The 21,622-nt window shown below is 34.6% G+C and carries 14 protein-coding genes; 11 read left to right on the forward strand and 3 right to left on the reverse strand.

The features are described from left to right. Positions 1-324: 324 nt before the first annotated feature. Positions 325-4,476, reverse strand: a complete 4,152-nt coding sequence (locus ACZ0AH_RS08830) for a hybrid sensor histidine kinase/response regulator (RefSeq protein ID WP_463475429.1) — start codon at positions 4,474-4,476, stop codon at positions 325-327. A gap of 507 nt (positions 4,477-4,983) precedes the next feature. Between ACZ0AH_RS08830 and ACZ0AH_RS08835 the strand changes: the two genes are divergently transcribed. The 11 genes from ACZ0AH_RS08835 (at position 4,984) to ACZ0AH_RS08885 (ending at position 19,636) form a co-directional block, all read left to right on the forward strand. Beyond that, positions 4,984-5,760: an SDR family oxidoreductase gene (locus ACZ0AH_RS08835; RefSeq protein WP_463475430.1), complete on the forward strand. Its 777-nt coding sequence runs from the start codon at positions 4,984-4,986 to the stop codon at positions 5,758-5,760. A 256-nt stretch (positions 5,761-6,016) separates the two neighbouring features. Beyond that, positions 6,017-8,266, forward strand: coding sequence for a tetratricopeptide repeat-containing sensor histidine kinase (locus ACZ0AH_RS08840; protein ID WP_463475431.1), 2,250 nt, complete (start codon positions 6,017-6,019; stop codon positions 8,264-8,266). 14 nt (positions 8,267-8,280) lie between these two features. After that, positions 8,281-10,230, forward strand: coding sequence for a sigma 54-interacting transcriptional regulator (locus ACZ0AH_RS08845; RefSeq protein ID WP_463475432.1), 1,950 nt, complete (start codon positions 8,281-8,283; stop codon positions 10,228-10,230). 382 nt (positions 10,231-10,612) lie between these two features. After that, on the forward strand, positions 10,613-11,410 hold the full coding sequence (locus tag ACZ0AH_RS08850) for an alpha/beta hydrolase (protein WP_463475433.1): 798 nt from the start codon (positions 10,613-10,615) through the stop codon (positions 11,408-11,410). 37 nt (positions 11,411-11,447) lie between these two features. Beyond that, positions 11,448-12,467, forward strand: coding sequence for an alpha/beta fold hydrolase (locus tag ACZ0AH_RS08855; RefSeq protein WP_463475434.1), 1,020 nt, complete (start codon positions 11,448-11,450; stop codon positions 12,465-12,467). Positions 12,468-12,717: 250 nt separating this feature from the next. Further along, positions 12,718-14,487 (forward strand): amidohydrolase, encoded by a 1,770-nt coding sequence (locus tag ACZ0AH_RS08860; protein ID WP_463475435.1) that lies wholly within the window; start codon positions 12,718-12,720, stop codon positions 14,485-14,487. 32 nt (positions 14,488-14,519) lie between these two features. Beyond that, positions 14,520-15,539, forward strand: a complete 1,020-nt coding sequence (locus tag ACZ0AH_RS08865; protein ID WP_463475436.1) for an MBL fold metallo-hydrolase — start codon at positions 14,520-14,522, stop codon at positions 15,537-15,539. A gap of 37 nt (positions 15,540-15,576) precedes the next feature. Then, a complete protein-coding gene (locus tag ACZ0AH_RS08870; RefSeq protein WP_463475437.1) occupies positions 15,577-16,950 on the forward strand; it encodes an alginate export family protein in 1,374 nt (457 codons plus the stop codon). 35 nt (positions 16,951-16,985) lie between these two features. Further along, on the forward strand, positions 16,986-17,486 hold the full coding sequence (locus tag ACZ0AH_RS08875) for a nuclear transport factor 2 family protein (protein WP_463475438.1): 501 nt from the start codon (positions 16,986-16,988) through the stop codon (positions 17,484-17,486). Positions 17,487-17,496: 10 nt separating this feature from the next. Beyond that, on the forward strand, positions 17,497-18,453 hold the full coding sequence (locus ACZ0AH_RS08880) for a polysaccharide deacetylase family protein (RefSeq protein WP_463475439.1): 957 nt from the start codon (positions 17,497-17,499) through the stop codon (positions 18,451-18,453). 76 nt (positions 18,454-18,529) lie between these two features. Then, positions 18,530-19,636, forward strand: a complete 1,107-nt coding sequence (locus tag ACZ0AH_RS08885; protein WP_463475440.1) for an alkene reductase — start codon at positions 18,530-18,532, stop codon at positions 19,634-19,636. A gap of 156 nt (positions 19,637-19,792) precedes the next feature. On the opposite strand, the gene ACZ0AH_RS08890 is transcribed toward ACZ0AH_RS08885, so the two are convergent. Then, the gene (locus ACZ0AH_RS08890; RefSeq protein WP_463475441.1) at positions 19,793-21,310 is read right to left on the reverse strand and encodes a DEAD/DEAH box helicase; all 1,518 of its coding nucleotides are present in this window, start codon (positions 21,308-21,310) and stop codon (positions 19,793-19,795) included. A 75-nt stretch (positions 21,311-21,385) separates the two neighbouring features. Further along, complete coding sequence (locus ACZ0AH_RS08895) at positions 21,386-21,574, reverse strand: hypothetical protein (protein ID WP_463475442.1); 189 nt, start codon at positions 21,572-21,574, stop codon at positions 21,386-21,388. Positions 21,575-21,622: the final 48 nt, after the last annotated feature.

The raw sequence follows: 21,622 nt of genomic DNA on the forward strand, positions 1-21,622 counted from the left end.
CGAAAGTAAAATCTAGAGGCGCGCCATTGTAGAATAGATGAAGCATATTGTGCAACAAATGATGCAAAAAAGACAGTTGACACCTAATTATCATTAAAAAAGACAATTAAGCGAATAAAACGATCTGTGAAGTATTAATAAAAAAAACACTGAAAAAATAGTATTTGTGTAGAAAAATCGTGTTTATATTTTTTATATCTGATTTTTTTTGGAAACCGATAAGAACCTTTTTTGAAAAAATTGACTGACAAAAAAGAGCTTCGGTTTTTTAAAACTGAAGCTCTTTTAATTAAAATTTGCCTTTAATGGAATTTTTTTAACGCATTATTCCTTTGTTCTTTTTTCTTGCGTAGGCAAATGACCGTATTTTATTTTATAACATTTGGCAAAATAGGAAGGAGAAGTAAAACCTACTTTATAGCTAATTTCATTAATATTATTATTTCCTTTTTCGATCAGCTGTCTTGCTTTTTCTAATCGAACATTTCTAATAAATTCATTAACAGAAACGCCTGTTAATGTTTTTATTTTTCGGTACAGCTGACTTCTGCTCAGGAAAATTTTAGAAGACAAAAGTTCAACAGTCAATTCTGGTTCACTAATGTTTTCATTAATAAAATACAGGATTTTTTGAATGAAATCATTATCCAGAGAAGTTGTTTTTTCCTTCCCGTCTTTTGTGATTCCGCTATAAAATTTCTTAAACATAATCTGTCTGCTTGTAATAAGCTGTGCCAGGCTCGATTTTAAAATATCCAATTCAAATGGTTTGCTCAAATACATATCAGCGCCAGAATCTATACCTTCTAACCGGTCTTTTACCATTGCTTTTGCCGAAAGCATTAATAACGGAATGTGACTTGTTTTTAAATCTCTTTTGATGTTTTTACACAATTGCAACCCATCCATAACTGGCATAATAACATCAGTAATGATTAAATCCGGCAATTTCTGAACCGCAATTTCATAGCCTTTCTGACCATTTTCAGCAACAATAACCTTATATAATTTGCTTAGTTCATGTTTGAGATAATTTCTTAGTTCAGGATTATCCTCAACAATCAAAATTGTATATGGTTTTGCAGTTTCGACAGCATTTTCGATAATTTCATTCGTAAACTCATCGTCGTCAGACGGATCATTAACGGATTCCGACAGAAATTTATTTTTATTTTTTTCTATTTTAAAAACCTCGTCAACCACTTCACTTTTTTTATAAAAAGATTTACCCAAAGGAAAGTTTACCGTAAATTTTGTGCCTTGTCCTACCTGACTTTCAACATCAATTCTTCCTTTATGAAGTTCAACAAATTCTTTTACAACCTCTAAGCCAATTCCTGTACTTCCGTAGTAATCTTTATTGACGTTATTAACTTGGTAGAATCTGTCAAAAATTCTTTTCAGGTCTTTTTTGTGAATTCCGGAACCTGTATCTGTGATTGTTATGGAGAAAGAAGAAACTTTATCGCCATTGATTACCAGCGAATTATCAGCATCAGATTTAGCTATAGAGATGGTAATAGAACCATTATCCGGCGTAAATTTAAAGGCATTTGAAATAATATTAAAGAGTATTTTTTCCAGCATTTTCGGATCCAGCCAGTCTTCAAGCTCATCAAATTCCGACTCAAAATTAATGGTAATATTTCTGGCAGAAGCTTCTTCATCAAAATAACCAATAATTCCTTGTGTAAAGGCAACGACTTCGATTTTTTTAGCCTGAAGAAAAATTTTGTTGAATTCTAATTTATTAAAATCCATAAGCTCATTGATTAATCTCGAAAGCCTGTCTGAACTTTTGTGTACTATTTTTAATTTATTATGTATTTCAGGAGATACATTTTTACTTCTTAAAATATCTTCCAAAGGATTAATAATCAGTGTTAATGGCGTTCTGAATTCATGCGAAATATTCGTAAAAAACTGTAATTTCTTATTGTTTAATTTTTCAGACTGAATGTTTTTTTCCTTTTCCAAAATTATGGCTTGTGCAGCCTTAAACCGATTTTGATAAATTTTGTTGAGGTATATAATCAGGAAAATTAGAACAGATGCGTACAATAAATAAGCCCAAAAAGTTTTCCACCACGGAGGAAGGATTTTTATTTTTAATTCTAATAGCGTATTGCTCCAGGAACCGTCTGCATTTGCCGATTTTACTTTAAAAACATAATTACCCGGTGGCAGATTGGTATAAGTTGCCGTTCTGTTATTGCCTACATAATTCCAGTCTTTTTCAAAACCTTCCAGATAATAGGCATATTGATTTTTTTTAGAATAATTATAGTTAATCCCAACATATTCAATCGTAAAAACAGATTGTGTATAATTGAGAATTAATTCTTTAGTTTGGGAAATTACTTTGGTTAACGGCGAGGCATCTTCATTTGGTTTTACGGATTTATTGAATAATTTGAAATCGCTGAAATATAATTTTGGGGCTTTTTCTGTCTTTTTAATTTCGTTAGGATTAAAATAATTTACTCCTTCATAACTGCCAAAATACAACTCTCCGTTTCCGTCCTTAAAAACAGCATTATTGTTGAAATCGTTATCAACAAGACCGTCATCTTTAGTAAAATTGGTACTTTTTTTATTTTTAAAATCGAGTTTTGTTAATCCTGATCCGCCGCTGATCCATAAAGATCCGTTGTTGTCAGAAATGATTGCGCGAACCGATTTTTCTTTAAAACCCGGAAAGTTATTATAGTTTGAAAATGTCCTGTCTTTTTTATTATAATTAAACAATCCTTCGCCATCTGTTCCTATCCATATCGTTTTATCGTTAGACTCATAAATCGATAAAATAGTCTGAATGCTGTTGTACTTCGTTTTGTCCTTGAACATGGCATCACGCATATTGGTCACTTTAAAATCAGAGTCGTTTTTTAAACTTACCTGATACAAGCCTAAGATGGTTCCTACCCATAAAACATTATCAGAGTCTACAAAAACTTTACGAATAAAAGCGTTGTCTAAAGCATTTTCTGTAAATGATTTCGAGTCACAATGAACAAATGTGTTATTCTTATTATCAAAATAATGCAATCCTTTTATAAAAGTCCCAATCCAGATTCGGCCTTTTGAATCTTCCGAAAAACTAAAAACCCGATTCGATTTTAAACCCGAAGCATTTGCTGTATTGTAATTTAGGAATCGGGTAGTGCCATTTTTCAAAAAGTAAATCCCACGGTCCCAGCTTCCAATCCATATATTTTGTTTACTGTCTATAAAAATGGTCTGAATATCAACAGCATCCAAACCCGAATAGTAATTTTGATTGTTTTTGTTTACGTGAATGTAACTTTTATTAGTAAGATTATAAATATCGAGACCTCCGCCTTCACTACTAATTAACAGATTGCCCTTTTTATCTTTTATAACCGAAGTTACATAACTGGTTTGTAAAGAATTATCATTATTTACCTGTGATTCAAGTGAATTGAATTTGTTATTGGGTTTATCAAATACACCGAGTCCTTTATTAAAATAGCCTAACCAAAGCCTACTTTCTTTATCTTCGAATAAGGACCAAACCGAATTAGATTTTAAACTGAAATCATTGTATTTACTATGCAAATACTTTTGGAGTACTTGTCCTTTATAATTGACAACCAATAATCCGTCATTTTCAGTACCGCAAATGATATAATCGTGACTGCTTTCCAGAATCGACAGGATTTTGTTTTTGGTAATAGCATAATTTTCAAATTGGTAATTATCTGTTTCAGGTTTAATTTTTATCAGTCCATTTTCAGTCGTTCCCAGCCATATATATCCAAATTTATCGATAACAAGATTTTCGATATCATCTAATAAAGGTTCTCTTTTGAATTTGTCCTTATAAACCTGCTTGAGTTTTCCGTTTAAATCGAGTTCTAAAAGACCATAACTCGTTCCTAAATAAATAATTCCGTGCTTATTTTTTACCGAAGATTTTACCAGAAAGTTAAATTTTTCCAGCACTTTTGACGGAATCAAAGTAGTTTTTAAAGTCCTTATATTGAGTTTGAATAATCCAAAACCGTAAGTGCCTAAAATTAAATTGCCATTATTATCCTGAATAATTGTTTTTACGGTAATAGGTTCATCATAACCTATTCTAATAACATCCTCAATATTAATTTTAGTAAAATTATCTAAATCCCTGTTGTACAAACACAAACCGTCATCTGTACCAACCCATAAATTATTATCAGAATCAATAAAAGTGACATAAATAAAGTTGCTGTTTAGTGAGCCGGGCTTTTTATTGTATTCATATCCAAAATAATTAACGCCATCATAACGATATAAACCCGTGCCGTTTGTGCCGATCCAGATAAATCCATTTTTATCCTGAATAATAGAAGTTATAGCTCTTTTTGAGGTAGTTTCCTGTATGCTTCTAAATTGGTAATTGTCAAATTTGTCCTGAGAAAACAGGCAGTTTATAAACAGAAAATAGCATACAAGAAAATATTTAATGTTTTTCATTTAATAGTATTATTTATCAATTTGCGCTGAAAATTTCCTTTTATTTTAAGTGTAATAAAAACAATATTAATAAAACTAAAGGTGAAATATACTTTTTAAGTATAAATTTTATCATATTGGCAAAAAATTGAGCCTGATTATTAACTAATCGCACTCAGAATATTAGATTGGTTTAATAACATTCTCTTTTGTCGAATTTATTTTATAAACAGAATTAGAAAATTTCGTGCATCAAATGTGTAGAATTTTAGGATTGTAAATGTAGTTTTGCAGTGCTAACAATAGTAATACATTTGAAGCATTGTGTACTACAAATGATGCATAAAAGCCCTTTGTTATCAATCAAACGAATAGATTTCGGCTAAATATTTTGGTTTCAATTTACTTGTATTAGAGATCTTTAAAATATTTATTATGATTGAATTTGATAAATAATGGATTGAATCCAGTAAACCGTAAAATAAACATGAGTTTACCTTTGTTGGTATAAATTATAAACCAACAAAAATGAATCTTAAAAATAACACCATATTGATAACCGGCGGAACAAGCGGTTTTGGATTGGCATTTGCAACAAAATTTCTTGCTTTGGGTAATACTGTAATTATTACAGGAAGAGACCAGGCAAAGCTTGATGCGATGAAAAATAAACATCCTGAAATTCATATCATTCAAAGTGATGTTAGCGATGCAAATGCCATCAGGGAATTATACAACGAAGTAGCAAGCCGCTTTTCTAAATTGAATATGCTCGTTAACAATGCAGGCGAGATGCGTGTCATTAGTTTGCATGATACTTCGATTGATCTTAATGATATCACACGCGAAATAGAAATTAATCTGATGGGACCCATTCGTATGGTACAGCAATTTCTACCACTTCTTAAAAAGCAGCCATCAGCAGCGATACTTAATGTAAGCTCCGGGCTTGCAGTAGTTCCTTTTCCAATTTCACCTATTTACGGAGCGTCTAAATCAGGATTACATGCCTACACCAGAGCATTGCGTGTACAATTAAAACACAGTAAAATTAAAATTTTTGAACTTTTGGCACCACCATCAAAAACACCTCTTGGCGATAAATTTACTGATTTGGATGGTTTTAGTGAAAGTGGTTACATGGAACCGGAAAAGGTTGTAGATGCTGCAATAGACCGTCTTGAAAATGATAAACTCGAAATGTTTTTTGGAACGGCACGTTTGCTTTATATATTTAGCAGACTTGCACCCGGATTTATATTTAAGCAGCTTAGTAAAGTAGGTGCGAAGCGAATGGCGGGCTAAATCCATTTTAAACTTCTCAGCCATTTTTAGAGTTTGAATAAACAAAGACAAATAACGCTATTGGAAAACAATGGCGTTATTTTTTTGGATGTATTGATCAAAATCAAACATTGTAAAATAAATTTTTTTTATCTTTTTGAAAAGCAATTACGATCAAAAAACGACGATATATCGTCGGCAATCAATTTTGTAATATTTTAAATTTGAGTACATAATTATCAATACCTTCGTATTGTCAGGTTTAATTTTTCAAAAGATGTTCGCTAACTCATACAGAATAATGCTGTGTCTCTTTATCTGTTTTACATTTGGAGCGGCAGCTGCATTGCCTCCTTTTAAGAATAGTAAAGAAATAGGGGCTGTAGAAAAAAACATAAATTTTCAGAAAAATGATTCTGAAAAAGTGAGTACGATACTTAATTTAAGTGATTGGTATTTAGCGCACTACGACGATTCGCAAATTACGGCAAGAAAATCGCTATCATTTGCTTTTAAAGCTCTTTCAGTCAGCAAAACTATTAATTATAAACAAGGAATTGCCCAAAGCTGTCTTCAGCTCGCAATTGTACTACAGCGCTCAAAAGAGTATTTAAAAGCAAAAATCTACGCCAGAAAAGCGGTCGAAGGATTTGAAGAACTCAATTTGCAGGATCAGTTAGGAGAATCCTGGGTCATGTTTTGGTCGGCCAGCTTTCTAACGGGCACACCTTATAAAGAGCGAATTCCGCTATTGCAAAATGCGGCGATGGCATTTCATAAAGCTGGCAATAAAAAAAGAGAAGGGGACTGCTTTAGACAATTGGGAGATATTTATCAATTATTAGGAAATGGTCCCCAGGCCATATATTTCTTAAAAAAAGCACTGGTTTTATGTCCCAAAAATGATTACGGACGCCTTTTCGAATTATATGATTTAATGGGTTCGGCTTACTTATACGCTGGTGATCATAAAACCGCAATATCATACGGATTAAAAGCGGCTAAATTAGGAGAAAAACTAAGCATTAGAAATATTCTTTTGTGCACAGTATACAATAGAATTGGTTTAACCTATTTCGAATTTCAGGATTATAAAAATGCACAGAAATACTTTTTACAATCTTTAAACCTTGCTATAAAATATAATGAAACTCCTGCCATTATAAAACTTACCCACAATTATAGTGATGTTCTTTTAAAGCAAAATAAAACGAAAGAAGCTTTATCGTTTTTAAATAACATGCAATTAAAATTCCCTAAGGTTTTTGATAATCAATCCGTTTATTTAGAAGCGCAGTATATCGAAATTTATATCCGCTTAAAACAATATGCTAAAGCCGAATCATTTGCAAAAATAATTACGTATAAAATTAAAAACATTGAAGATTATGATGAGAAATTAACGGCGTGTTTAATGCTGTTGAAACTATCTTTCAAACAAAAAAGATACGACGAGGCTTCTAAATATTGCACTTCATATGACAGTATGGCTAAAAATCTGCAGAATTACAGGTTTTATGCAAATGCAAGCTTTTGGAAATATGCCATAGATTCAGCACGGGGAAATTGTACCTCTGCGATGAATCATTACCGCCAATATGTAGAATATACCAAAAACCTTTATGACGAACATAAAGCAAAAGAAATTAACAAAATGACCATTCTGTATGAAACAGAAAAAAAGAATAAAAATATATTACAGCTTCAGAATAAATCAATTTTGCAGAACAATAAACTCCATCAGGCTAATTTTTTAAAAAACCTCATGATTATCAGTATATTGTTGTTGCTCATAATCTTAGGTTTACTTTTAAGCGCTTATAAAGCAAAACAGCGCAACAATAAAATATTAAACGATAAGCAAAACGAGATTTATCATAAAAACAAAATACTTCAGAATTTAGTTGTTGAAAAAGAATGGCTGCTGAAAGAAATCCATCATAGAGTAAAAAATAATCTTCATATGGTGGTAGGACTTCTTGCAAGCCAGTCTGAATTCTTAAAAAATGAAGAAGCCGTTCAGGCAATTAATAACAGTCAGAACAGGATTCAGGCTATGTCATTAATTCATCAGAAACTCTATCAATCAGAGAATTTATCCCTAATTGATATGCCGTCTTATATATTCGAATTAACAGAATATTTAAAAGATTCATTCGAAATCAGAAACAGAATACGGTTTATAGTTGAAATTGATAGTTTTAATCTGCCTTTATCGCATTCAATCCCAATTGGACTTATTTTTAATGAAGCTATTACAAATGCTATTAAATATGCGTTTCCAAACCATGAAAATGGCATAATTAGTATTTCGCTTAAAACAAGTGATAATCAAAATTATATTTTAATCATTCAGGATAACGGTATAGGGCTTCCTGCTGATTTTGATCCTTATGATAATCCTTCGCTAGGCGTAAAATTAATGTATGGATTATCTGCTGACATAGATGGAAAATTTCTTATTACTAATGAAAATGGGACTAAAATAACGCTGGAATTTACTTTCAACGAAAATAATTCTCATTAATTTAATGCTGCAAAATGGCAAAACCACTAAAAATTCTCATTGTTGAAGATCAGTTTGTCGAGGCAAATCATTTACGATTAATGCTGAAAAAAGCAGGTCATTCTATTATCGGAATGGCACGCTCGGTACCTGATGCTAAATATTATATTGCCCAGGAAAAACCGGAATTGGTTCTTCTGGATATTTTCCTTTCGGGGAAAGAAACCGGCATTGATCTTGCCGAAAAACTGAAAGAAGATAATATTCCGTTTATTTATCTTTCTGCCAATTCTAATGAAGAAGTGCTCAGCAAAGCTAAATTGACGCATCCTCACGGCTTTTTGGTAAAACCTTTTAGAGAAAAAGATTTATTAATAACAATTGAAATTGCAGAATATCATCAGCAGCACGGAATTGAATCTTCTATTAGAAAAGAACTTTTGTTTCAGAAACAATTAAAAACAATAGTAACAAAAAGCGGCAGTTGGGACGATAGGGTTCTTAATATTATTACTGCCCTGCAGTCTCTTATTTCTTTTGATCTTGTAATGGCTATTTTTTTTATAGACAATCAATTATCCAGCAAAGTTCTGGGATATGCGAGAACAGGTTTACACGAATATCAGCGAATAGGAATTGAAGAATTACAGAATATAACTGCCTTAAAACAGTCTGAAATAAATGATTTACGAAACAAAAGTAAGCTTGAAAACGAAGCCACATTCTATAATGATCAGGATTTTATAAAAATATGCGATAAAACCCCCATCAAAAAGATGATCGCAAATTCAATGAATATGAAGTCCAATTTAATGCTGCCCGTACCTTTATCACTCAGCGAAAATGGCGGATTATATTTGTCTTTTTTCAGCAGACAGTCAGACAATTATAACAAAAACCATTTAACGCTTTGCGAAAGACTTCAGGAACCTTTGATTTATGCGATTGAAAATCTCATTAGTCATGACAAAAAATTAGACAAAAAAAATACTTCTTCTGCAAATCCTGTTGCAGCAAAAAATGTAAAAATATCAGGTTTTGAATCGATCGTAGGAAAAAGCCCGGCGCTGCTAAAAATATTCGATCATATTTTGCAAGTTGCGCCAGCTGATACAACTGTTTTAATTACCGGAGAAAGCGGTACCGGAAAAGAAAGTATAGCCCATAGTATTAAGGAACTTTCGAATAGAAAAAATGAACCATTTGTTAAAATCAACTGTTCTGCGCTGCCGCCAAGCCTGATTGAATCTGAATTATTCGGACATGAAAAAGGATCTTTTACCGGCGCAGCAGAAAGACGAATTGGTAAATTTGAACAAGCAGACAATGGTACTTTATTTCTGGATGAAATTGGTGATATGCCATTAGAAATGCAGGCAAAACTGCTGCGGGCGATTCAGGAAAAAGAAATTGAACGCGTTGGAGGAAATCTTTCCATAAAAGTAAATGTCCGAATTATTGCCGCCACCAACTGTAATCTGGAAAAAGAAGTTGCCGATGGCCGTTTTAGGCTAGATTTATATTACAGGTTAAATGTATTTCCTATTCAGCTGCCTCCATTACGCGAACGCAAAGAAGATATCGGACTTCTTGCCCGTCATTTTATTGCTGTCTATAGCGCTAAAACGGGAAAAAATGTAACCGAAATATCAGAAAACGCTTTAAAAAGTCTTTTATCCTATCAATGGCCGGGAAATATCCGTGAACTTGAAAATCTGATCGAAAGAAGCATTCTTTTGGCAAAAACAGATACCATTGAGCATATTCCGCTTCCGGCTTTTGAAGAAACTAAAATAAATAACACGTCAAATGAATGGTATTTTAAAACCATTCAGGAAAATGAAAGAGAACATATTATCAATGTACTTGAAAAATGCAACGGAAGAATCAGAGGTGCCGGAGGTGCATCTGAAATATTAGGACTTCCACCAACAACACTGGCTTCCAGAATGCAAAAATTGGGTATAAAGAGAAGTCATTTTTAATTGTTAATTTTTAATTTTTAATTGTGGAAATGTAAATTGTTAATTGTGAAGATGTTGTTACGCATACTTACTTTGTCAACGCGCCTTACATTTTCCATTTCACTATTATAAAGTACATTTCAGAAATCACTACAGGATTTCAGATTTACATTTAACAATTTACAATTTACAATTACATTTCACCATTTACAATTAACAATTAACAATCAACAATTAACAATCAACAATTAACTAAAAACGATATTACGTTGTTTTATTTTCGTTTTATAACGAAATATAGTTTTTATAAAATCTTTATTATTTTTAAATATTTGAAAATCAAGTAATTAAAAATAAGGTTCGGTTTTAGTTTATTCTTTGGCATAACACTAAACAGGTAATTATGCTAACTGAAAACCCTACAACGATTCTTTTTATTACAGGAGCATTTGTCAGTAATAAATGCTGGAATGAATGGAAAGTCTTTTTTGAGAGCAAAGGCTTTAAAACTCTGGCGCCGGCATGGCCTTACAAAGATGCTCCCGTAGATGTTTTACGCTCCCGTCATCCGGACCCGCAGCTTGCCGGGCTGCGATTAACCCAGTTAATAGATCATTTTGAGAATATTGCAAAAAATTTACCTCAAAAGCCTATTATAATTGGCCATTCTATTGGCGGACTTATAGCGCAGATACTTTTGCAGCGCAATTTGGCGTCGGCTGCAATTGCCATACATTCAGTTCCTCCTCAGGGAATTATGACCTTCAAATTTTCATTTTTAAAAGCCGGCTGGGGGCCGCTTGGTTTTTTTACTTCCACAAAAAAAACCTTCTTAATGAATTTTAGCCAGTGGCAGTATTCATTTACTAACGGATTACCTGTAGAATGGCAGGAAAAAGCATACTGCGACTATGTTATTCCTGAATCTAAATTAATCGTTCGTGACACCATTACTTCGGCTGCAAAAGTAGATTTTCACGCTCCTCATAAGCCATTGCTGTTAATCGCTGGATCAACGGATCATACTATTCCGGAGTCGCTTAATTATTCCAACTACAAAAAATATACGCATAAAAATTCTATCACAGATTTCAAGGTTTTTCCAGAAAGAAACCACTTTGTTTTAAATCAGCCCGGCTGGCAGGAAATTGCAGTCTTTGTACAAGATTGGATAGTAAAACTGCCTGCGCAAAATTTATAATAACCAATTATTTAATAACCAATTAAAATTTCAAATTATGAAAACAAATTTATTGAACACCGCTTTTTTAAACTTTAAAAGTAAAACAGCCCAATTTTTAACCTTCGCACTTTTAATACTGGTTTTAATATCCTGCAATAAAAAAACAGAAGAAACTACTGCAACAGCAACAACACCAGCTGCATCTTCAGAAACGTCTCAAACCGCACCGGCGAATCCGCCTGCTAATTTTAAACATGCTTATGCAGAAGTAAATGGAGTAAAAATTCATTACGTAATTGGCGGACAAGGAGATCCTTTGGTTTTGGTTCATGGTTTTGGACAAAACTGGTATATGTGGAACCGTCTGCTTCCTGAACTTTCAAAACATTTTACGGTAATCGCTCCGGATTTAAGAGGTGTTGGGGAATCGGGTAAACCAGAATCCGGTTATGACAAAAAAACAATGGCAACGGATATTCATGAATTGGTAAAAAAATTAGGCTACAACAATATCAATCTTGCCGGACATGACATTGGCCTTATGGTAGCTTACGCATACGCTGCACAATACGGAAGCGAAGTAAAAAAACTTGCGTTGATGGATGCTTTGTTGCCTGGAGTTGAACCAGTTTGGTCACAAGTTTCGGCTTCGGCATGGTGGTTTGGATTTTTTGCATGGCCAGCTTCCGGAGATATTGTTAAAGGAAAAGAAAAAGAGTTTTTGACTAATTTCTGGCCAATGGTAGGACACGTAAAAGATCCTTTTACAGCTGAAGAAACGGCTGAATTTGTTAGGGCTTATGCCGTTAAAGATGGTGCAAAATCAAGTTTTAAATGGTTTGGAAATTTCCCTCAGGACGGAAAAGACAACTTGATTTTCATGAAAACAAAACTAAAAATGCCTTTGCTTGCAATGGGCGGAGAATATTTTGCTGCTGCTTTCCTGAAAGATCATTCCAAATTAGTGGCTGAAAATGTAACCGAATCAAAAATTGCAGGTTCAGGACACTGGCTGGTTCAGGAAAATACAGCGCAGGTTCAAAAAGATTTACTGGCTTTTTTCCTTGCCAAATAAAACAAATAAATTAATCCATTGCGTATAATTTTTAACAGATAGAAACATAGAAATTATTGAACTCAAAAAAAGACGTTTCACTTGTATTAACAAACATAGCCATAGCTATGGGTTAAGAAACTAGTTCTTTTTGATTTACTTTTTTTAAGATTATAAATTCTATGTTTCTATGTGTTTAATAGTACGCCCACGGGTTAAAATCAGTAGTGAAATTAAGATTGCAAATTAGCATACAACTAAATCAAATACGATGAAACGAATATTCTTAATACTATTATTTTTCTTTGGTCTGTTCATGCATTCCCAGGAAAAAGCAGATTTGATTCTTTATAACGGAAAAATTGCCACGATGCAAAAAGCCGGAGAATTTGTTCAGGCGCTGGCGATTAAAGACGGAATTATTCTTGCAAAGGGAACATCCAAAAGTATTTTGGAAACCTATAAAACCACGTCAACGAAAGTTATCGACGCAAAAGGAAAAACGATAATTCCGGGATTAAATGACAGTCACATGCATGTTATTCGCGAAGGACTAAATTACAATTCAGAATTGCGTTGGGATGGTGTAAAAACCTTAAAAAGAGCCATGGAAATGCTTAAAGAACAAGCAGCCAGAACGCCACCGGGCGTTTGGATAAAAGTTATTGGCGGTTGGAATGAATTTGGTTTTGAAGAAAAAAGGCAGCCTACAATCGATGAGATAAACGCTGCAGTTCCTGATAAACCTGTTTTTATAACCTATTTGTACGGCAAGGCTTTTTTGAATAAAAAAGGAATCGAAGTTTTGGGCTATACCAAAGATACGCATTACGAAGGCAGTGTTTTGGAGCAGGATAAAAACGGAAACCTAACCGGATTGATGTTTGCAAAAGAAACGCCAAAAGCGATTTATACCACATTGGGATTAACCACAAAACTGACTCCGGAGGAAAGAATCAACAGTTCGCTACAGTTTAATCGGGAACTAAACCGATTTGGATTAACAAGTGTTATTGACGCTGCGGGAGGATCACAGAATTTCCCGTCTGACTATTCAACTTCGATGGAATTGGCGAAACAGGGAAAACTGAATCTTAGAATTTCCTATTATCTTTTTGCACAGCAGAAAGGAAGAGAACTTCAGGATTATGAAAAATGGGTTGCTGAAACTATGATCAATAAAAACGATAATCTTTTGGTTGCAAATGGTTATACCGAAGAAGGTGCCGGAGAAAATATTGTGGCTTCGGCTGCAGATTTCGAGAATTTTCTAGAGCCGAGAATTGTCCTTTCAGATGATATGGAAAAAGATCTGGAACCTGTTATTCGTTTGCTGGTTAAAAACAAATGGCCATTTCGACTGCATGCTACTTATGGAGAATCTATCGACCGAATGCTGAATGTTTTTGAGAAAGTAAATAAAGAAATTCCGTTTAACGGATTACGCTGGTTTTTTGATCATGCCGAAACGATTACGCCTCAGGAATTAGAAAGGGTAAAAGCACTTAATGGCGGAATTGCGGTACAATTCAGAATGTATTTTCAGGGAGAATTATACGAAAAAATGTATGGATTGCCGAAAACGCAATTGCCTCCAATTAAAAAGATGCTAGAAATGGGAATCCCTGTGGGAATGGGAACTGACGCTACCAGAATATCAACCTATAATCCGTGGATGGCCATGCATTGGCTTCTTACAGGAAAAACATTGGGCGGTATGCAATTCTGGCCAAAAGATCAGGTTCTGGACAAATTTACTGCCCTGAAATTGTATACTTCAGGAAGTGCATGGTTCTCAGGCGAAGAAAAAGAGAAAGGAAAATTGATAAAAGGAATGTATGCCGATATGTCGATTTTATCAGATGATTATTTCGCTGCCGCTGCAGATAAAGTTCGAAATATCGAGTCGGATCTGACCATTGTAAACGGAAAAGTAGTTTACGGAAACGGTGATTTCAAAACTCTTGATCCCGGGATTGCTCCTATAATTCCAGAATGGTCGCCAATAAAATATTTTGGTGGCTATCAAATAAAACAATAAAAAATATTTTTTAAACCTATAAAATTCAAATCATGAAAATTCAAAAATTAATGTCAGGATTTGCAATATTTGCGTTGTGTTTATTAATGAATACAACGGCTTATGCACAATTTCCAATGCCCGATCACGTACCAATCTGGGATGCCAATAAAGTCACTTTAAAATTGCATAAAATCTCTGAGAACGTGTACGCAGTTTCTCCTTCTACGGCAGAAACCGAAACGACAAAAGGGATTGCACAGGCAACTTCGGCAGGATTTATTGTAGGCGACAAAGGCGTTTTGCTTATCGAAACCATGTTGAGCAAAAGACTTTATGACCAGCTTTATAAACTAATCAGATCGGTAACACAAAAGCCAATAATATATGCGATAAACACCAGCGATCACGGCGATCACTGTTTTGGAAATTATTTACTTCCAAAAGAAACCATTATCATTCAGAATGAATTCTGCAAAGAAAACCTTTCTAAAAACTACGATAATATCAAAAAGTTTATGATTATGCTTTTTGGTGCAGGAAGAGGAATCGAAGAAAGTGTTTACCGTCCGGCTGACATCACAATTGCGATTAATCAGAACATGAAAGTTGATATGGGAAAAGGAAATATCGTTGAGATAATTGATGTTGGAACAGCACAATCTCCGGCAGATCTTTTCGTGTATTTAAAATCGCCTTCAGGAAATGTTTTATGGGCCGGAAATCCTTTTATTGCCGAAAGTCCAACAATTCCGTGGCTGTTTGACGGGTATTTTCTGGAGCCAGTTAACAACCTCAACAAAATTTATAATATGATTGGCGATAAGGATATTGTTGTTCCGGGTCATGGCCGAATTACAAATAAAGCAGGAATAAAATACACGATTGATTATGTTGATGCTTTGAAAACAAATGTAGAAAATGCCGTAAAAAAAGGGCTAACTTTAGAAGAAACCAAAGCAAGTGTAACCATGAAAGAGTTTGATAAGGGATATGAGCTTTTTAACTGGCTTCATTTCAATTTTAACCTTCCTAATGCCTATAAGGATATCAAACAAAATGGTACTAAATAATAGGATTAAAACTGGTAAAGACTCCAAAAATTGTTTTATGAAAAATACGATGATGTTACTGGTTTTATTGATTTCATTATCCGGATTAGCGCAAAACTATCCGGATTTTAAATCACTTCGATTTGATGAAAATTATAGCGCATTAAAAAACGATACGGTTACGAATAACTGGTATAAAACCATGAAATTCTTACCGCTTTCGTCTTCTAAAAATACTTATATCAGTTTTGGGGGAAGTGCGAGATTTCAATATTTCTATGCCAGAAATGAAAACTGGGGCGATGGTCCTCAGGATAATGACGGCTACGTTTTATCAAGGTATTTATTTCATGCTGATTTTCATGCCGGCAAATATTTTAGGGTATTTGTACAAACACAAAGCAGTCTCGCTGACGGAAGGATCGATCCGAGTCCCGTAGATCAGAATCCGTTTGAAGTGCATCAGGCTTTCGCCGATTTTAATTTTATAAATGAAAGCAATAAAAAACTTGTTTTAAGAGCCGGAAGACAGGAACTTTCTTATGGATCCCAGCGTTTGGTTGCCGTGAGGGACGGACCAAACAATCGCCAGTCGTTTGACGGAATTAAACTAATGGCTTCAAAAAGTAATGTTTCGGCTGATTTTTTCTATAGCAAATATGTGGTTGCCCATAACGGAATTTTTGATGACGATTCGAATAAAGACAAGCAATTTTGGGGCAGTTATTTTGTATTTAATAAAGTCCCGGTTATTAAAAATATTGATGTTTATTATTTAGGTTACCAAAGATCCAAAGCAACATTTAATGACGGATCAGGAAAAGAAAACCGTCATTCTGTTGGAACCCGGATTTGGGGGAAATCCGGGAACTGGCGCTATGATGGCGAAACACTTTATCAGTTTGGCGATTTTGCTTCAAAAAACATAAAAGCCTGGACTGCATCCTTAAATATGGGATATCGCCTAACCGAAATAAAATTCCATCCTGAAATTGGCTTTAAGGCTGAAGTTATTAGCGGAGACAAAAAAGTGGGCGATACTGAACTGCAGACTTTTAATCCGCTTTTTCCAAGAGGTGCTTATTTTGGTTTGGCATCCGTAATTGGACCATCGAATCTTGTTGATTTTCATCCTTCGCTGAGTCTTGAATTATCTAAAAATATTGATTGGGTTATCGATTATGATATGTTTTGGAGATACAGCAGCTATGATGGAATTTACGCGCCAAACACCACATTGATTTATCCGGGAGATACCACAACCGAAAAGAAAATTGGGAATCAGCTGGAAAGCGAAATTGTCTGGCAGCCTAATCAATATTTATACTTTCGACTTGAAGCCACCTGGTTTAAAGCCGAAGATTATATAAAAGCTTCCGGAACGGGTAAAAATATATTCTTTACAGGAATAACCATGCAGCTTAATTTTTAGCTCTAAAGCAAATCAGATAATTAAACACTATTATTATGAAAACAGAAATGATGTTATCAAAAATGAAAACTATAAAATTAATAACAGTAATGCTGTTGATTAGTTTTTCAACACAAGCACAAGTATATTCTGATGAAGAAATCAAAACGAAAGAAACGGTAGAGAAGTTCTTTGGATATATTGGAGCGAAAGACCCGGAAAAGATTTCTTCAATGGTTTCAGAAAAAGTAGATTGGTACATATTTGAATCCAAATATATGCCATGGACGGGACATCGTTCTAATAGAGAAGAAATTTCAGCATTATTCAAAACACTCTTTAGTTATTTTGTTGATGGAAGTGAAAAACTCGAGGCACAATCTTTTTTATTGCGAGGAAATGAAGTAGCCGTTTTTGGTTTTGTCGAAAGAACGGTGAAAAAAAACGGAAAGCATTTTAAAATGCCTCTTGCAATTCATATAACTGTAGAAAATAACCTGATAAGCAAATTTTCACTGTATGAAGAAACACTCATTATTGAAAAAGCACTTAAATAAATCAACAGACATGAAAGATAGAAGAACATTTATTAAACAAGCAGGTCTGGCTGGTCTTGCAGGCTTTATGCCAATAAGCACATTATCAGCAAGCAATCTAAAAACAGATCAATTAACCCATAATGAAAATCCTGATACCAAATGGGCTGACGGATCTCGTTTGGTGGTATCAGTATCGATGCAGTTTGAAGCGGGCGGACAGCCTGTAAATTCAGAGAGTCCTTTTCCGCAAAACATGCAAAAAGGATTTGTAGATCTTCCGGGTGAAACCTGGTATCAATATGGGTATAAGGAAGGAATTCCCAGAATGCTCGACAATTGGGATAAATTCGGAATCAAAGTTACCTCACATATGGTGGGATCCGCAGTATTGAAAAATCCGGAACTGGCAAAGGAAATTGTACAAAGAGGACACGAAGCTGCTGCTCACGGTATGGACTGGGCAACAGAATATTCTATGCCGTATGAAACAGAAAAAAAGTTCATCAAAGACGGAGCAGATGCTATTAAAAAAATAACCGGTTTTGAACCTGTGGGTTATAATGCAAATTGGTTAAGACGCGGTCCAAATACACTGGAAATTCTGCAGGAACTTGGTTTTAAGTATCATATTGACGACTTAAGCCGTGACGAACCTTTTTTATTAAAAGTAAAAGGAAATGATTTTGCAGTAGTTCCCTATACAATTCGCTGTAATGATATTGTATTGATAGAAGGAAAAAATTTCAGTGCAGATCAGTTTGTGCGTCAGGTTATTATGGAATTCGACCAGCTTTACAAAGAGTCGGAAAAAAAGCGCAGGCAAATGTCCATAAGCTTTCACGATCGGATAGGAGGCACACCACAAATGGTTGCCGCCGCTACAGAAATCATTAGTTATATTCAAAAACATAAGGGAGTAAGTTTTAAACGAAAAGACGAAATTGCCCAAATGGCTTATCAGGATAAGAGCATCATACGCGAATGATGAGGTAAAAATCAGTTAACTATTTGATTTTTAAATAAAAAATAAAAACTATTTACGTATTAAAATTACAATTAAGATGAAGTATCAAAAACTATTTCAGCAATACAATTTAAGTGGCCATGTTTTAGAAAACCGCTTTTTAATGGCTCCTATGACACGTTCGAGAGCTTCACAGCCGGGCGATATTCCAAATGCCTTAATGGCCGAATATTATGCGCAGCGAAGTACGGCGGGTATTATAATTACAGAAGCAGCCCAGATTTCGCAGCAAGGGAAAGGATATGCTAAAACACCCGGAATTTACAGTCAGCAGCAAATAGAAGGCTGGAAATTAATAACAGATGCTGTACATCAAAATGGGAGCAAAATATTTTTGCAGTTATGGCATGTAGGCAGAGTAAGCAGTTCAAAAGTAAACGGATTACAGCCCATTGCACCTTCTGCATTAATAGCTCAAAATACAAGTGTTTACATTTTTGACGGCGCTCCAAACGGTGATGCCACTTTTGTTCCGGTTGAAGAACCAAAAGAAATGGATAAAACCGATATCGACCTTGTAATTAAAGAGTTTGTACAAGGTGCAAAAAATGCGATCGAAGCCGGTTTTGATGGTGTTGAAATTCACGGCGCAAATGGGTATTTGATTGATCAGTTTTTAAGAAGCAATAGCAATATAAGAACGGATGAATATGGCGGAACTAAAGAAAATAGAATTCGTTTACTACTTGAAATTTCAGAAGCAGTAGCCAATGCAGTCGGAAAAGAAAAAACCGGAGTACGGCTTTCTCCTTTTATAAGCTTTAAAGACATGAATGATCCTGAAATATTGCAGACTATAATGCTGGCAGCTAAAGAGCTGTCGAAACTTGATATATCGTATATTCATCTTTGTGAAGCAGATTGGGATGATGCGCCACAAATTCCAATAGATTTTAGAATAGCACTTAGAGCTAATTTTAAAAATACCATTATTGCCACAGGTAATAAAACTCCTGAAGAAGCTGAAAAATTACTGGAAGAAAATTTAGTTGATTTGGTTGGTTTTGGTCGACATTTTTTAACTAATCCGGATTATCCTGCCAGAGTAAAACAAAATCTGAACTTAAATAAAATTTCAGATAATCATACTTTATTTGGCGGCGGCGAAGCAAGAGGATACACCGATTATCCTTTTATTCAGTAAATAAATAGTATTCTTGTTTTCAATCCTAAAAGTTTTTTTTGGATTGAAAACGTTTTTATTAAACATTTATCAGAGGAAGAAGCCGAAAGCAAAAACGCGTTTGATCGAATAGAAAAAATATCGGTTATGCGGACTCCCTCCGAAAGTGAATTTGGGTTAGATCGTTACTTGATGTTGCTTGGGATAGAGTTTTATAATGAGTCCTTTAAGACGGTTTTGATAATCTTCCATCAGCCATTCTTTGTAATTTTTACTGGCATTTTCAAGACATTTTACATACTGTTTGACACGCCATTCTATTTCTGGCTGAAGTGCTTCGGCGAGAGCAACAGCCTGTGTAAGGGTTTCGGCATTGTCCAGGCACATTTTTGCCTGCTGGCGAATGGATTCACGGATTACAGTTTTTGGTTTTTCATCCGTAGCAATGGCTTCTTCAAAATATCCTTCGATATCAAAGGTCATTTCAAGAGTGTTGGGGAATTTTGCACGCAATTCTGCTGAAATAGCATGGGATTGCACCGAAGAAGAATGTCCGTTTGCCTGATAATTGAGCTGTTGGGCAAAATCCTCCGGATTTTCGAAAGCAAATTTCCAGTCTACGGGCTGCTGCCATTCTCCAAAGCGCTGGATATTATTGCCCAGATCTATAATTTTGAATGATTTTTTTGAAGGAAGTTTTCTTGAACCGCGCCCAACCATCTGATGATAAAGTGTTACCGATGTTGTAGCCCTGTTCAGGATGATGTTCCTTACAGATGGTTCGTCAAATCCTGTAGTAAGTATAGAAACAGAAGTTAATACGGCATCTTTTGTCTTTTTAAACCACTGGAGAATTTCCCTGCGATCCGTATTAGTGGTTTTATTATCAAGGTGTTTTACCGGGATTCCTGCTGCAGAAAAAGTTTCCAAAACCTTAAGCGAGGCATCAATCCCATTATTAAATATTAAGGTCTTCTGATTTGCGGAATTTTCTCTGTAGGCTGTCAACAAAAGTTCTAACATGGGTGCCGAACTATAAAGTTCATTAGAAGAACTTACTGTATAATCACCATGGATGCCGGTTTTCAGAGAATTCAGTTCTACTTCATAAACAAAAGACTCAGGACGGGCAAGAAAACCCTCTGCAATAAGCGAGGCAATATCTTTGCCTATAATTAGTGATTTATAATGTTTATTTATGGGCTTGGAAATATCAGAACTGAACGGAGTAGCGGTCACACCAATCACGATAGCATTTTTAAAATTGCCCAAAAGTTTATTGAACGAGTTATGATGTGCCTCGTCGATTATGACCAATCCTACATCACTTGTCCTGATTTTTTTTGCTTTTATTCTGTTGCGTAATGTTTCCACCATGGCAACGTAACATTTGCATCCCGATTTAAAATTGCCGCTTGTACTGTTAATCATGCAGCTTTGTACACCTATTTTTTTTAATGAAGAAGCAGTTTGTCGGGCCAATTCCTTTCGATGGGTGAGAATCATTACAGTTTTGTCAGATTCTTCGATAAACCTTCTGGTTATTTCTGAAAATACAATCGTTTTGCCTCCGCCAGTCGGCAGCTGGTATAAAAGTTTGAGTTTGGGCGTATTTTCAATCTGCTCAAAAATCGCATTAATATCCTTTTCCTGATAGGAATAAAATGTTGGTAAAGGCGTCGTTGTGGTATTCATATTAAATGTTCAATATATTGTAATGCGATTTTATTGTTTCAAATTCATTAAAAAGAAGTATGTGAATAATCATAACTATGATTCATCGGCAGGAACCAGAACAGAATCCATAAATTTTCCGGTTATAACTGTTCCTTGTTCATCTTCCCATTGGGTAATAATATTTTCTATCAGATCTGGCTCAAAACCTATTACCTTCATAATCGGCCCGCCAAATTCCTGATGTACGTGCTGTCCTTTATTAAATTTCATATTCGTACTCATGTCTTTATCTTTTTGGTTAATTACATCCTCAGGCTTGTCGCTGAACTA

The sequence above is a fragment of the Flavobacterium sp. AC105 genome, from assembly GCF_979258495.1.

What these genes read in the sequence shown, in the direction of transcription:
- ACZ0AH_RS08830 (WP_463475429.1), bottom strand. Translation starts at nt 4,476, where the DNA reads ATGAAAAACATTAAATATTTTCTTGTATGCTATTTTCTGTTTATAAAC.
- ACZ0AH_RS08835 (WP_463475430.1), top strand. Translation starts at nt 4,984, where the DNA reads ATGAATCTTAAAAATAACACCATATTGATAACCGGCGGAACAAGCGGT.
- ACZ0AH_RS08840 (WP_463475431.1), top strand. Translation starts at nt 6,017, where the DNA reads ATGTTCGCTAACTCATACAGAATAATGCTGTGTCTCTTTATCTGTTTT.
- ACZ0AH_RS08845 (WP_463475432.1), top strand. Translation starts at nt 8,281, where the DNA reads ATGGCAAAACCACTAAAAATTCTCATTGTTGAAGATCAGTTTGTCGAG.
- ACZ0AH_RS08850 (WP_463475433.1), top strand. Translation starts at nt 10,613, where the DNA reads ATGCTAACTGAAAACCCTACAACGATTCTTTTTATTACAGGAGCATTT.
- ACZ0AH_RS08855 (WP_463475434.1), top strand. Translation starts at nt 11,448, where the DNA reads ATGAAAACAAATTTATTGAACACCGCTTTTTTAAACTTTAAAAGTAAA.
- ACZ0AH_RS08860 (WP_463475435.1), top strand. Translation starts at nt 12,718, where the DNA reads ATGAAACGAATATTCTTAATACTATTATTTTTCTTTGGTCTGTTCATG.
- ACZ0AH_RS08865 (WP_463475436.1), top strand. Translation starts at nt 14,520, where the DNA reads ATGAAAATTCAAAAATTAATGTCAGGATTTGCAATATTTGCGTTGTGT.
- ACZ0AH_RS08870 (WP_463475437.1), top strand. Translation starts at nt 15,577, where the DNA reads ATGAAAAATACGATGATGTTACTGGTTTTATTGATTTCATTATCCGGA.
- ACZ0AH_RS08875 (WP_463475438.1), top strand. Translation starts at nt 16,986, where the DNA reads ATGAAAACAGAAATGATGTTATCAAAAATGAAAACTATAAAATTAATA.
- ACZ0AH_RS08880 (WP_463475439.1), top strand. Translation starts at nt 17,497, where the DNA reads ATGAAAGATAGAAGAACATTTATTAAACAAGCAGGTCTGGCTGGTCTT.
- ACZ0AH_RS08885 (WP_463475440.1), top strand. Translation starts at nt 18,530, where the DNA reads ATGAAGTATCAAAAACTATTTCAGCAATACAATTTAAGTGGCCATGTT.
- ACZ0AH_RS08890 (WP_463475441.1), bottom strand. Translation starts at nt 21,310, where the DNA reads ATGAATACCACAACGACGCCTTTACCAACATTTTATTCCTATCAGGAA.
- ACZ0AH_RS08895 (WP_463475442.1), bottom strand. Translation starts at nt 21,574, where the DNA reads ATGAGTACGAATATGAAATTTAATAAAGGACAGCACGTACATCAGGAA.